Consider the following 13919-nt stretch of genomic DNA (forward strand, 5'->3'; position numbering starts at 1 on the left):
TAAGAAAACGGTGAGGACACCCTTGGCATGAGTTCAGGCGCCGATCTGCTTCGCATTGAAGACCTGCAGGTTTCGTTCTCTCTGATGGGCGGAAAGATCGATGCCGTCAGGAACACCAGCCTGCGTATTTTGCCCGGCAAAGTTACCGCACTCGTCGGCGAATCCGGCTCCGGCAAATCCGTCATCGGTCAAACCATCATGGGCATTCAGCCACGCACCGCGAGCGTCAAAGGCCGCGTGCTGTTTTCTGATCCCGCGCGTCCCGGCAAGGAGCCGGTGGATTTGCTGCGACTAGAACAGGACGGCAAGCCGATGCGCGCCATCCGGGGCAACCGCATCGGTCTGATTTTTCAGGAGCCGATGACATCGTTTTCCCCACTCCACACGGTCGGCAACCAGATCGATGAAGCCTTGCGCATTCATTCGGTGCTGACGCCGAAAGAGCGGCAGGAAAAAATGGAGGAGACGCTCGACCTCGTCGGCTTCTCCAATCCGGTTAAGATTTGCACGATGTACCCATTCGAACTGTCGGGCGGCATGCGTCAGCGCGCCATGATCGCCATGGCGCTCATTTGCCGACCTGCCCTTCTGATTGCTGACGAGCCGACAACGGCGCTCGATGTCACCATTCAGGCGCAAATCCTCAAGCTGCTGCGCGACCTGCAAAGCCGTCTCAATATGGGCATGCTGCTGATTACCCACGATCTCGGCGTCGTCGCCAACATCGCCGATGAGGTCGCAGTGATCTATCAGGGAGAGATCATGGAAGCAGGACCGGTAAGCGAAATCTTCCGCTCGCCGTCGCACCCATATCTCAAGGGCCTGATGGCAGCGGTTCCGCATTTCGACATGAAGCCGGGCGAGCGGCTGAAGGCGCTGCGTGAAGTCATCGTCGACAAGGAAAGCCTCATCGGCAAGAAATCGGCGACGGTCGACAAGGCACAAGGCGTTCTTCTCAGCGTCAAAAATGTCAGCAAGACCTACACCACCCGCAAATCGAGCTGGTTCACCTCCCGCAAATCCAGCGCCACCAAAGCCGTGGACGGCGTGAGCTTCGATATTCTGCGTGGCGAGTGTCTTGGCCTGGTGGGCGAAAGCGGCAGTGGCAAGACCACCGTCAGCAAAATTCTGATGCGGGCCGTCCGCCCGGATGAAGGCTCCATCACCTTCCACAGCCGCAATGGCGACATTGACGTTCTGGATGCGAAAAAAGACGATCTGCGCGAATTGCGCACCAAAATCCAGATGGTATTTCAGGACCCGATATCATCTCTGTCGCCGCGCATGACGATCAGCAATATTCTGAGCGAGCCTCTCGAAATCCATGGTCGTGGAGATGCGAAATACCGCGCCGAGAAAGTCCGCAATCTCCTGAAGGCCATCGGTTTGGGGGAAAGCGCGCTCAACCGCTATCCGCACAGTTTTTCCGGTGGCCAGCGCCAGCGCATCGGCATTGCCAGAGCCCTGACGCTAGGGCCGGAGCTGCTCATCTGCGACGAGCCGGTATCTGCACTCGATGTGTCCGTGCAGGCGCAAATCCTCAATCTGCTGAAGGATTTGCAAAAGGACCTCGGCCTGACCTATCTGTTCATTTCCCACAATCTGGCTGTGGTGGATTATATGGCGGACCGCGTGGCGGTGATGTGTGAGGGCAAGATCGTGGAACTGGCACCGCGTGAGACGCTGATGCGTCATCCCGTCCATCCCTATACGAAATCCCTGCTGGCTGCCGTACCGTTCCCTGACCTGGACAGACCGCTGGATTTCAGCACCATCGCCAAGATCAGCGCTACCGGTAAATTCGACTGGGGCAAACAGTTCCGTGACAGCGATGACGGTGGCTTGATCACAGCCGATCTCGGCGGTGGACATCTGGTGCTGGCCAATGGAAATGTCGATGTAGCGGAGTTACGCTCGTGATCACGCGCCGCACAACACTTGCACTGCTGGCTTCCGTTTTCGCCCCGTGGAAGGCCCTGGCTGCTTATACCGATGCCGATTTCTTCAAGGACAAGCGCGACAAGGGCGATCTGCCGCCCATCGATCAAAGACTGCCCAAAAATCCCCGCGTCATGAACATGCAAAATCTTGGGCGCCAACCGGGCAAGCACGGTGGGTCGGTCCGTATGCTGATTGGCGGTCAGCGCGATATCAGGCTGATGCCGATCAACAGTTACGCCCGACTGGTGGGTTACGACGAGCAGTTCAATTTCCAACCGGATATTCTCGAAAGCTATACGGTCGATGATGAGCGCGTCTTCACGCTGAAACTGCGCGACGGTCACAAATGGTCCGACGGCAGTGATTTCACCACCGAAGACTTCCGATATTTCTGGGAAGACGTGGCGCTGAACCTTGAAATACACAAGGGCGGTCCGCCCATCGAGTTGCTGGTCTACAACAAGCCGCCTGTGGTCGAGGTTATCGACCGCCTGACGGTTCGCTACACTTGGGAAGGCCCCAACCCCGACTTTCTGGCGAAACTGGCAGGCGCCTCACCCGCGCGCATTTCTCTGCCCGCAGCCTATATGAAGCAGTTCCACGCCAAATATCAGACGGCGGAGAAGCTTGCGAAATTCATGAAGAAGAACAAGGTCGAGGATTGGAGCAGCCTGCACATCAAAATGTCGCGACAGGTGCGCCCGGAAAACCCTGATCTTCCGACATTGGATGCGTGGCGCAACGTAACGGCACCGCCAGCCGAACAGTTCATTTTCGAGCGCAATCCATATTACCACCGGGTCGATGAAAATGGGCTTCAACTGCCTTATCTGGACCGATTCCTGCTCAATGTGACGTCATCGGAAATCATCGCCGCCAAAACGGCATCGGGCGACAGCGACCTCCAGTTCATGGGGCTCGATTTCAACGACTACACCTACCTCAAGGATGCCGAAGACCGTTTTCCTTTGAAGGTGAATTTGTGGAAGCGCAGCCAGGGATCGCGTGTCTGCCTGCTGCCAAACCTCAATTGCGGTGACGACGTCTGGCGCAACCTGTTCCGCGACGTGCGCATGCGCCGCGCTTTGTCGATAGGCATCGACAGGCACGAGATCAACATGGTCTGTTTCTACGGGCTGGCCAAAGAAAGCGCCGATACGGTGTTGCCGGAGAGTTCGCTTTTCAGACCGGAATTTGCAAAAGCCTGGGCCGATTTCAATCCTGCCATGGCGAATGCGCTGCTGGACGAGCTGGGGCTGACGAACCGCAATGACCGGGGTGTGCGCCTGTTGTCCGATGGGCGGCCCGCTCACATCATCGTTGAAACTTCAGGCGAAAGCACGCTGGAAACCGATGTGCTGGAACTGGTGACCGACCACTGGCGCAAGATCGGCATATCCCTGTCCAGCAGGCCCACGCAGCGCGACGTGTTCCGCAAGCGCGCCATGGGTGGCGAGGTCATGATGTCGGTCTGGTTCGGCATGGACAATGCCGTTCCAACACCGGACATGCTGCCTGCCGGGCTTGCGCCCACGGGTGACGATCAGCTTCAATGGCCGGTGTGGGGCGTGCATTACCTCTCGGGCGGTCGCGAAGGCAAACCACCGGATCTGGCGGAAGCAAGCCAGTTGCTTGCGCTGTTGAAGAAGTGGCGCATCAGCGTGACCGATGAAGAGCGCCGGGACATCTGGCTTGAAATGCTGTCGCTGTATTCGCAGCAGGTCTTTTCCATCGGCATCGTCAACAGCGCGCTTCAGCCAATCGTCCACACGGCGAAAATGCGCAACGTGCCGGAAAAGGGGCTCTACGGCTTCGAACCCACCTCCTATCTCGGTGTCTATATGCCAGACGCGTTCTGGTACGACGGAGACGCATGACATGCTCAGATATATTCTAGGGCGCCTGCTCGTGATGATCCCGACGCTCATTTTGATCTCGATGCTGGTTTTCACCATCATCGAATTGCCGCCTGGTGACTACTTCGAAAGCTACGTCGCCGAAATGCGAGCAATGGGCGAGACAGCCAACCTTCAGGAAATCGAAGACCTGCGCGTGCGATATGGCTTCGACCAGCCAGCCCCGATCCGGTATTTCCGTTGGGCAACCGGCATGCTCGTCGGCGACTTCGGCTTCTCGTTCGAGTACCAGCTGCCCGTCAACGAGGTGGTGGGCGACCGTCTGTGGCTGACTATGCTGGTGTCCTTCGTCACCATCATCGTGACATGGATCATCGCGTTTCCCATCGGCATCTATTCGGCGACCCACAAATACAGCTGGGGCGACTACGGCCTGACGTTCCTCGGCCTGCTGGGCATTGCCATACCCAATTTCATGCTGGCGCTGATCCTGATGTATTTCGCCAACATCTGGTTCGGCACCTCCATCGGCCACCTGATGGACCGCGAGTATCTGAATCAGGCGATGAGCTGGGCAAAGTTCAAGTCCATTCTGGAGCATCTCTGGATACCTGTTCTCATCATCGGCACGGCAGGAACGGCGGGCATGATCCGCCGCTTGCGCGCCAACCTTCTGGACGAGTTGCAGAAGCAATATGTCGTCACCGCCCGCGCAAAGGGCCTCCATCCGTTCAAGGTACTGACGAAATATCCGCTGCGCATGGCACTGAATTTCTTCATATCGGATATCGGCTCCATCCTGCCAGCGATCATCTCCGGCGCGGAAATCACCGCTGTCGTCCTGTCCCTGGAAACGACGGGTCCGATGCTGATCCGTGCGCTGCAAAGTCAGGACATGTATCTGGCAGGCTCCTTCCTGATGTTCCTCGCATTCCTGACGGTGATCGGCGTGCTCATCTCCGACATTGCCCTTGCCATTCTCGATCCGCGTATCCGCTTTGGAGGTGGTAACATCAAATGACCACGTCCCTTCCAAAACCCGGCGAGGCCCTGCCGCACTACGTATCGACGGCACCTTTCGATCCCAATCTCGTGGAACCGACAACATCGGGGCTCGCTGCCTTCAGCAAGGCATCGCAGTTCAAGCTTATGTGGTGGCAGTTTCGCCAGCACAAGCTTGCTCTCTATTCTGGCGCGTTCCTGCTGTTCGTTTATCTGTCGATCCTGATCTGCGAGTTTCTGGCACCCTATAATCTGCACACACGCAACGTCGAAAACATCTATGCGCCACCACAGGCGATCCATCTGTTTCACGATGGCCAGTTCGTCGGTCCGTTCGTCTACGGACGGTCGATGAGCCTCGACATGGAAAACCTGCGCCGCGTCTATTCGGATGTTCCGACCGATGTGCAGAAGCTGCGTTTCTTCTGCCGTGGTGATGATTACCGTTTCTGGGGCCTGTTCGACAGCAATGTGCATCTGGTCTGCCCGGCACAGGGTGGCGAGATGTATCTTCTGGGAACCGACCGTCTGGGTCGCGATGTCCTGTCCCGCATCATCTACGGCGCACGTATTTCGCTGACGATCGGCCTGCTGGGCGTTGCCATGAGCTTTGTTCTCGGTATCGTGATCGGTGGCCTTGCCGGTTATCGCGGCGGCATCTTCGATCTCATCGTTCAACGCATCATCGAAGTGTTGCAATCGATCCCCAGCATACCGCTCTGGCTGGCGCTGGCGGCCATCATGCCGGTTACGTGGAGCCCGATCCTCGTCTATCTCGGTATCACCATCATTCTGGGTCTCCTAGATTGGACCGGGCTTGCCCGTGCGGTGCGCTCCAAACTGCTTGCGCTGCGCGAGGAAGACTATGTGCTGGCGGCACAACTGATGGGTGCCAGCACGCCGCGCATCATCGGACGGCACCTCATTCCCGGCTTTATGTCACACCTCATCGCGTCTGCAACATTGACGATACCCGGCATGATTCTGGGCGAGACGGCGCTGAGTTTCCTTGGTCTCGGCCTGCGTCCACCGATCACAAGTTGGGGCATTCTGCTCACAGAAGCGAGAAGCGTCAGCGTGATCGCCCTGTATCCATGGCTGCTTTTGCCAACCGTACCTGTGGTACTTGTCATATTGGCCTTTAATTTCTTCGGCGATGGACTACGTGATGCGGCAGACCCTTTCAAATAACCACGGACGATCCATTGATACATCGACCCGCCAAGACGAACAGCCGCAGCATGGACAAGAGGTGCAGCAAGTGAGCACTCGTCTGAACGACGCCCGCATCCTCATGTATAGCCACGATTCCTTCGGGCTCGGCCATCTGCGCAGATGCCGCACCATTGCCCACGCCCTGGTGGAGGATTATCGCGGCCTGAACGTGCTGATCATCTCGGGCGCAACGATTGCCGGGGCATTCGACTACCGTGCCCGGGTCGATTTCGTTAAAATTCCCAGCGTCATCAAGCTGAGAAACGGCGAATATACTTCACTGGACCGCCATATCGATCTTCAGGAAACGCTGAAGATGCGCCGCTCGATCATCTATCACACCGCCGAAAGCTTCCAGCCGGATATCTTCATCGTCGACAAGGAGCCGATGGGTCTGCGCGGCGAGGTGGAAGAGACACTCACCTATCTGAAGAACAAGGGCACCAAGCTGGTCATCGGCCTTAGGGATGTCATGGATGCGCCCCAGCTTCTGGAAGCCGAGTGGAAGCGCAACGATGTGCTGAGCAAGATCGAACGCTATTACGACCACGTCTGGGTCTATGGCCCGCCCGATTTTCACGATCCGCTTCTCGGTCTCGATGTGCCGCAGAAAGTCCGTGACAAGATGGATTTCGTCGGATTTCTCCAGCGCTCGAAAACGCAGTCGGAAAACCCGTCTCAGCGTGCCGACGGTGATTACATTCTGGTGACGACCGGTGGCGGTGGTGACGGCAGTGAACTGATCGACGATGTCATCAATGCCTATAAATCCGACCCGGAACTGACACAGAAGGCGTTGATCGTGCTCGGCCCCTATATGCCGGGCGAGCAGCGCCAGCGATTCATGCAGAACACCTCCGACATTCCGTATATCGAAATCATCGAATTCGATAACCGCATGGAGGACATCGTCGCCGGTGCGAAAGCCGTCGTGTCCATGGGCGGCTACAACACAGTCTGCGAAATCCTGTCCTTCGACAAACCGGCACTGATCGTTCCGCGCATTGTGCCGCGTGAAGAACAATTGATCCGGGCGACCCGCGCTTCGGACCTCGGCCTCTTCGACATGCTGTTGCCGGAGGAAGCCGAAAATCCGTTGTGTATGGCGCAGGCGCTCAAAGACCTCCTGAAACGCGCGCCACCATCGGCCAACGGTAGAAACCTCAAACTCGACGGGTTGGAAAACATTTCCAAACGGATTGCCGAGTGGTTGCAGCCGGATGACGCCCAGACCGCGTTGCCCGCCACCGCCTGATTGCCAGTCGCCGAGACTGAGAGAGGCACGCATATCGTGACCGCCAAAAAGAAAATTCTGGTTCTTCTGAAGGGCTATCCACGCCTTTCGGAAACTTTCATTGCGCAGGAATTGCTGGGCCTTGAGAAAGCCGGGCTGGAGCTGGAGCTCGTCTCCATGCGCCGCCCGACGGACAAGAAGCGCCATCCCGTGCATGACGAAATCCGCGCCAGCGTTTCCTATCTGCCTGAGTATTTGCACGAAGAACCGATACGCGTTCTGACGGCACTCTGGGCCTGCCGGAAAAAACCCGGCTTCGGCAGAGCTTTGCGACAGTTTTTCCATGACCTGCGCCATGACGTGTCGCGCAACCGCTTCCGGCGCTTCGGGCAGGCTGCGGTTCTGGCCCACGAGTGGCCTGATGATGGCGGGTGGCTGCATGTGCATTTCATCCACACACCGGCATCGGTTGCCGCTTACACGCACCTCATCACCGATATTTCCTGGACGATTTCCGCCCACGCTAAAGACATCTGGACATCCAGCGACCGGGATTTGAGCCACAAGCTGGACAGTGCGAAATGGGCCGTGACCTGCACCGCGAGCGGATTCCGGCATCTGCAAAATCTTGCTGCCGACAAATCGCGTGTACACCTCAGCTATCACGGTCTCGACCTGACGCGGTTTCCGCATTTTGAAGGCCCACGCGTTCAACGCGATGGCTCCGACGCGTCAGATCCCGTCCGTATTCTGAGCGTCGGGCGGGCGGTGAGGAAAAAGGGTATTGATATTCTGCTGCGGGCACTGGCTGCACTGCCCCCCTCCCTTCACTGGCATTTCACCCATATTGGCGGCGGTGACGAGCTTGCGAAGCTGAAGCCTATTGCCGACGAACTCGGCATTTCCGACCGCGTCGTGTGGAGAGGCGCAATGGACCAGACACAGGTTCTGGACCATTACCGGCAGGCCGATCTGTTCGCGCTTGCCTGCCGTATCACTAGCGATGGCGACCGGGACGGATTGCCCAATGTGCTGGTGGAAGCCGCAAGCCAGAACCTTGCCTGTATTTCCACCAATATATCGGGCATTCCCGAATTCTTCGTCGATGGTGAAAACGGCCTTCTGACTGCACCCGACGATCCATCCGCCTTCTCGCAGGCACTGGCGACGGCAATCTCCGATCCCGCCCTGCGCTCGCGGCTGGGTCATGCCGCCGAGCAGCGCGTGCGCACATCGTTCGACCACCGCAACAGCATCACCGAACTGAAGGCACTGTTTGAGCAAGAATGGGAGAAGAGCCCTTGACCGGCAAAAAATCCGCACCGCGTGTCTTCTTCTACGTTCAGCACCTTCTCGGAATAGGCCACATCGCCCGCGCCAGCAGGGTTGCCGCAGCGCTCGTGGCCGACGGTTTCGATGTGACCATGGTGACGGGTGGAACACCGGTGCCCGGATTTCCCGGCGAGGGTATACGCCATATCGAGCTGCCGCCGATTGCGGTCAGCGATGGCAGTTTTTCCGGGCTGGTGGATGCGACCGGACAGCCTGTTGACGATACCTTCAAGGATAACCGCGCCAGCATGCTTCTGGGCGCCTATCAGGGCACACGACCTGATATCGTCATCATCGAAGCCTTCCCCTTTGGAAGACGGCAGGTGCGCTTTGAACTCATGCCATTGTTGAGCTCCATCGAGCACAGCGCCCAACGACCGCTGGTCATGACGTCGCTGCGAGATATTCTGCAGGAGCGCGCCAAGCCCGGTCGGGACGAAGAGACGATCTCCCTCGTCAAGAAGCACTTCGATGCCGTTCTGGTGCACGGTGATCCGACATTCGTGCGACTGGAAGACACATTCCCGCTTGCTGACAAGATCAGCCAGCGCGTGATCTATACGGGTCTCGTCGCGCCTGCAAAGCCATCCCCGCCACAGGAGCGTTTCGATGTCGTTGTTTCCGCAGGCGGCGGGGCTGTTGGCTCTGCGCTGATCCGCGCGGCACTCGACGCTGCACCCAAAATCGACCGCGTCAAAAGCTGGTGCCTGATCACCGGGCCCAACATGCCCAAGGCTGATTTCGAGGAGATTTCGGCACGGGCTGGCGATGGCGTTTCCGTTTTCCGGTTTCGGAAGGATTTCGCCAGCCTGTTGTCGGGCGCCCAGCTTTCCATTTCACAGGCGGGCTACAATACGGTCTGCGATATATTGCAGGCGAAATGCCGCTCGCTGCTCATCCCTTTCGCCGCCGGTGGAGAGACGGAGCAAGGCGCGCGCGCGTCCCGCCTCGCGAAACTGGGGCTCGCCCACGTTCTGGAAGAGAGCGCAATTTCGCCTGACACGATGGCGCAGGCCATCAATGCCGCCTTGGATTTGCCGGAGCCTGATCGTGTCGATCTCGATTTGGATGGCGCGCAGGGAACGGCGAGAATTCTGCGCCGTCTTTACGAAGAACGGGAATTCGACAGGCTCAATATCTGAGCTTCTCGCGCCGCAACCCAAGACCGATCAAACGACCGGCGAGATGCGCCAGCAGCGGAAAACGCATGATCGCAAGCACGAAAGCAGGCGGCCCCTTGGATCGCTTCGCGTCGGCCTGATCCTGCCTGTTGCGGCTGCGCATCATCAATTGCAGACGCTGTATAGCGCGCGTCGGGAACGACCGGCGCTTCTCGATGGCAGCGAGATCGGCATCGCTGATCAACCGACCTGACCCCAGAAGCGGTATAAGCACATTGGCGACCGCCACGGCATCCTGAATGGCCAGATTGACCCCGACGCCACCGATGGGCGACATGGCATGGGCGGCGTCTCCGATGCAGATCACGCCCGGCCTCCACCATTGCTTCAACCGGTCGATACGAACCGTTAGCAGGCTCGCATCATCCCAACTTCGAATCTCCAGCAGACGATCTGGTGGCAACGGGCAGACATCTGCGACGCGTGCACGGAAGGCTTCCAGCCCTTTTGCCTTCAGATCGGCGAACGTTCCCTTGCGAACCACAAAGCCGCACTGCCAGTAATCGCCCCGATCGATCAGCACGAAACCCTGCTGGGGGCCTGCATGACCCATGGTTTCATTGGGATCACCTGGCTGTTTGGAAAGCCGCATCCACACCACTTCAGTCGGGACACCGAAACGCTGGATTTCCAGTCCGGCCTTTTCCCGAATGATGGAATTGCGACCATCGGCCCCGACAACCAAATCAGCCTCGATGGTCAGAGGACCCTCTGGCGTCTCGACGCGAAGGCCGGACACTTTGCCTGCCTGCTGTACAAGGTCCATGACGGGTGCATTCATCAGCAGCCGAAAATTCTCGAACTGGCCAGCCTTGCCTGCGAGAAAGTTCAGGAAATCCCATTGCGGCATGAAGGCTATGAATTTGTGTTTGACCGGCAGCCAGGAAAAGTCGGCAATTGTGATGTTTCGGGCACCGATTTCCGCATGCAGCTTTTCCGCCCGCGTGTGCGGCAGGGCCAGAAACTCCCTGATGAAACCAAGTTGTTCGATGATGTCGAGTGTGGAGGGATGGATCGTATCGCCACGAAAATCACGCAGGAAATCGCTGTGCTTCTCCACCACCACGACATCGACATTTGCCCGCGCCAGAAGCAGACTCAGCATCATGCCCGCAGGCCCGCCACCGGAAATCGCAATCGTCGTCTTGATGGTGGTGTCCACAGGCGTCTCTCTCATCGATTCGAGGGTGGGGCATTCTTGGGATGTGGCCAGCCGCTTTCATCATACCGGAACAGCCACTCGGACCGGGCGAAAATAAAGGCAAAGGCCATGGCCGTCCATGTGCCCAGCAACAGTCCAGCGGCAACGTCGCTGGGATAATGCGCCCCGACGATGACACGCGATACGCCGATCATAAGGGCAAGCCCGATAAAGACGACGCGAAAACGCGGCACCAGCATCAGGAAAGCGCCAAAAAACGACCCGGCAGCGGCAGAATGTCCCGATGGGAAGCTCTCATAGAGATTGTCGCCGGTAAACGGCGTCAGGCTGTAGGCTCCCATATCCATGAAAAGTTCTGGCCGCGCACGACCGATCAGGAATTTCAGCAGGTGAACGAGAACGCTCGCGGTGCCGATGGTCAAAAAGAAATACAGCAACAACCGCCAGAGGGTTTTGATACGGCTGCCATAGGACGAAGCGGTGAGAACGCGGGCCGCCACATAGGCGACGATGGCGAGCAGACCGGTGCTGTAGAGCATCCAGCGGAAGGTGCCGAAGTCGGTGATGGCTTTGTTGAAACCAACGATGGTGCCTGGGAGGGCCTGGGCCTTTTGTGAAAGAAACGGATCAAGCGGAATGAACACCAGAACCAGAACGAATGTCGCTGCGAAAATCCAACCGCTGGAAACGAAAAAACGCCGCATGCACAAGTCCTCTGCCTTCATTCATCGCGATCTCGAACCGCTAATGCAAACAGCACTAAAGCATGCCGTTTAACGCTTCGCAGCTTTTTTACGCCCGAACCATCGTAAATCCTTTTTGAACTGCATGGTGACAGTCACATATCGTCGCAACCGGCTTTCTCCTTGTTCTGCTCACCTTTCGCGAGTAGACGCTTGGGAGAGAAAAATAAGCAAATTCGGATCGACATGATGCAGCAGCCGGAACCGACATTCCCACACAGATTGACCGTGCTCGGTTCCACCGGGTCAATCGGCACCAGCACGGTGGATGTCATAAACCAGCTCGGCGGTCGTGACCGGTTCGAGGTGATGGCGCTGACAGGTGCCGGGAACATAGCGCTTCTGGCAGAGCAGGCGCGTGCGCTGGGTGCCAAGCTTGCCGTCACATCGCAGGACGACAATTATCAGGAACTTCGCGAAGCACTGGCTGGCACCGGCATTGATGTCGCATCCGGCAGAAGCGGCCTGCGGGAAGCCGCCAGCATGAGCGCCGACTGGGTCATGGCGGCCATCGCTGGCACACCGGGCCTTGAGCCAACGCTGATCGCGGCGCAGCGCGGTGCCAATATCGCGCTTGCCAACAAGGAATGCCTCGTTTCGGCAGGCGACGTCTTCATTCGGACCGTTGCGGAGGGCGGCGGCACGCTGATACCGGTCGATAGCGAACACAGTGCCATTTTCCAGTGCCTGGAGCCAGCCAATAAAGCAAATGTGGAGCGGATCGTCCTTACGGCATCAGGTGGCCCGTTTCGAACCTTCACCCGCGAGCAGATGGCAGGCGTCACCGCTGATATCGCCCGCGCTCACCCCAATTGGTCCATGGGTTTAAAGGTGTCCATCGGCAGCGCGTCGATGTTCAACAAGGCGCTGGAAATGATCGAGGCAAAATATCTGTTCGATCTGAGGCCGGACCAGATCGAAGTCATCATCCATCCGCAATCGATCATCCACTCGATGGTTGCCTACACGGATGGATCGGTCATTGCCCAATTGGGTTGCCCGGATATGCGCACCGCCATTGCCTACGCCCTCACCTATCCGTCCCGTGGCGAGATCGACGTGGAGCGGCTGGACTTCGCCAAACTGGCTCGACTGGACTTCGAAGCTCCCGATGAAAGCCGCTTCCCAGCGCTTCGACTGGCCAGAACCGCATTGGAGCGCGGCGGTGCACAGGGTGCCGTGCTGAACGCGGCGGATGAAACCGCGTTTCATGCTTTCGTCGAGGGTCGCATCGGCTTTCTGGATATGGCCGATATCGTCGAAACCGTCATGGACAGGATCAATGACGGGCGAAGTGCCGAGACGATCGAGGACGTACTGGCCGCAGACGCGCAAGCGCGTCAGTACGCCGATGATGTCATCCAGCGTATGCAACAAGCCGCCTGATAAACTCCCTAAACGTCGATTTGATCGCTGCTGGAAGAAGACGCGGTCAGGTGTCGTATCTCCGCGCCGATTTTCTTTGAGAACTGCGGGTTGCCTCCATAGGGAATTAACGCTAGATCACATTTGTAATGTTATTACATGACAAGCTCTCATTGAGAGTACACGTGATTTTAGGGACCGTTTACATGATCAGAAAAGCTCTCGCTCTCACCCTCGGCTCGCTGTTGCTGCTATCGACCGTAGCAACCGCAGAAAACGCCAAACACAGCCACGCCCATGACCATTCCAAGGAGTCGAAAGGCATTTACAACGGCTATTTCGAAGATGCGCAGATCAAGTCGCGCGACCTCTCGGACTGGGAAGGGGACTGGCAGTCAGTCTATCCCTATCTTCTCGACGGATCGCTGGACGCCGTGATGAAACATAAGGCCGAGCATGGCGATAAGACCGCTGCGGAATATCGCGAGGAATACGCGGTTGGGTACAAGACGGATGTGGACCACATCGTCATCGACGGAGACAAGGTCACCTTCCACCGTGCAGCCAAGGCCGTTGCGGCAACCTATGTTTCGGATGGCCACGAAGTGCTGACCTACAAGAAGGGCAATCGCGGCGTTCGCTACGTCTTCAAAAAGAGCAGCGGAGATGATGCGGCACCTCAGTTCATTCAGTTTAGCGATCACACCATCGCGCCGACGAAAGCTGGCCATTACCATCTTTACTGGGGAAATGATCGCGGAGAAGTCCTGCGTGAACTCACCAACTGGCCGACCTATTACCCGGCATCCCTCAGCGCGAAACAGATCGTCCGAGAAATGAACGAGCACTAGGCACCGAAGCAAAAAAGGTCGCGGCTCGATCAAGCCG

At 57.7% G+C, this 13919-nt stretch carries 11 protein-coding genes; 9 read left to right on the forward strand and 2 right to left on the reverse strand.

What is annotated here, in order from left to right; all coding sequences use genetic code 11:
• Positions 1-27 precede the first annotated feature (27 nt).
• The 7 genes from QRN55_RS14320 (at position 28) to QRN55_RS14350 (ending at position 9722) form a co-directional block, all read left to right on the forward strand.
• A complete protein-coding gene (locus QRN55_RS14320) occupies positions 28-1920 on the forward strand; it encodes an ABC transporter ATP-binding protein (RefSeq protein WP_284777217.1) in 1893 nt (630 codons plus the stop codon).
• The gene (locus tag QRN55_RS14325; protein WP_284777218.1) at positions 1917-3818 is read left to right on the forward strand and encodes an ABC transporter substrate-binding protein; all 1902 of its coding nucleotides are present in this window, start codon (positions 1917-1919) and stop codon (positions 3816-3818) included. Before QRN55_RS14320 ends, QRN55_RS14325 begins: the two co-directional genes overlap by 4 nt.
• Position 3819: 1 nt before the next feature.
• Positions 3820-4818, forward strand: coding sequence for an ABC transporter permease (locus QRN55_RS14330; RefSeq protein ID WP_111840394.1), 999 nt, complete (start codon positions 3820-3822; stop codon positions 4816-4818).
• A complete protein-coding gene (locus tag QRN55_RS14335) occupies positions 4815-5990 on the forward strand; it encodes an ABC transporter permease (protein ID WP_112499091.1) in 1176 nt (391 codons plus the stop codon). The genes QRN55_RS14330 and QRN55_RS14335 overlap by 4 nt, the downstream gene beginning before the upstream one ends.
• Positions 5991-6060: 70 nt before the next feature.
• Positions 6061-7269 (forward strand): glycosyltransferase family protein, encoded by a 1209-nt coding sequence (locus QRN55_RS14340; protein WP_284777219.1) that lies wholly within the window; start codon positions 6061-6063, stop codon positions 7267-7269.
• A gap of 36 nt (positions 7270-7305) precedes the next feature.
• Positions 7306-8553 (forward strand): glycosyltransferase family 4 protein, encoded by a 1248-nt coding sequence (locus QRN55_RS14345; protein WP_284777220.1) that lies wholly within the window; start codon positions 7306-7308, stop codon positions 8551-8553.
• Entirely contained in the window at positions 8535-9722 is a 1188-nt protein-coding gene (locus tag QRN55_RS14350) for a glycosyltransferase family protein (RefSeq protein ID WP_502871327.1), read from the forward strand. Before QRN55_RS14345 ends, QRN55_RS14350 begins: the two co-directional genes overlap by 19 nt.
• Here QRN55_RS14350 and QRN55_RS14355 read toward each other — a convergent pair.
• Both QRN55_RS14355 and QRN55_RS14360 read right to left on the reverse strand, forming a co-directional pair.
• On the reverse strand, positions 9712-10938 hold the full coding sequence (locus tag QRN55_RS14355) for an FAD-dependent oxidoreductase (protein WP_502871328.1): 1227 nt from the start codon (positions 10936-10938) through the stop codon (positions 9712-9714). The two genes, QRN55_RS14350 and QRN55_RS14355, sit on opposite strands and share 11 nt — an antisense overlap.
• The gene (locus QRN55_RS14360) at positions 10935-11627 is read right to left on the reverse strand and encodes a phosphatase PAP2 family protein (protein ID WP_284777223.1); all 693 of its coding nucleotides are present in this window, start codon (positions 11625-11627) and stop codon (positions 10935-10937) included. The genes QRN55_RS14355 and QRN55_RS14360 overlap by 4 nt, the downstream gene beginning before the upstream one ends.
• A 228-nt stretch (positions 11628-11855) precedes the next feature.
• Between QRN55_RS14360 and dxr the strand changes: the two genes are divergently transcribed.
• Both dxr and QRN55_RS14370 read left to right on the forward strand, forming a co-directional pair.
• On the forward strand, positions 11856-13052 hold the full coding sequence (dxr, locus tag QRN55_RS14365; RefSeq protein WP_284777224.1) for a 1-deoxy-D-xylulose-5-phosphate reductoisomerase: 1197 nt from the start codon (positions 11856-11858) through the stop codon (positions 13050-13052).
• Between the two features lie 185 nt (positions 13053-13237).
• Complete coding sequence (locus tag QRN55_RS14370; RefSeq protein ID WP_284777225.1) at positions 13238-13882, forward strand: ZinT family metal-binding protein; 645 nt, start codon at positions 13238-13240, stop codon at positions 13880-13882.
• The last annotated feature ends 37 nt before the right edge of the window (positions 13883-13919 follow it).

Source organism: Agrobacterium sp. lyk4-40-TYG-31 (genome assembly GCF_030209855.1).
In the GTDB taxonomy this organism is placed as follows: Bacteria; Pseudomonadota; Alphaproteobacteria; order Rhizobiales; family Rhizobiaceae; genus Agrobacterium; species Agrobacterium vaccinii.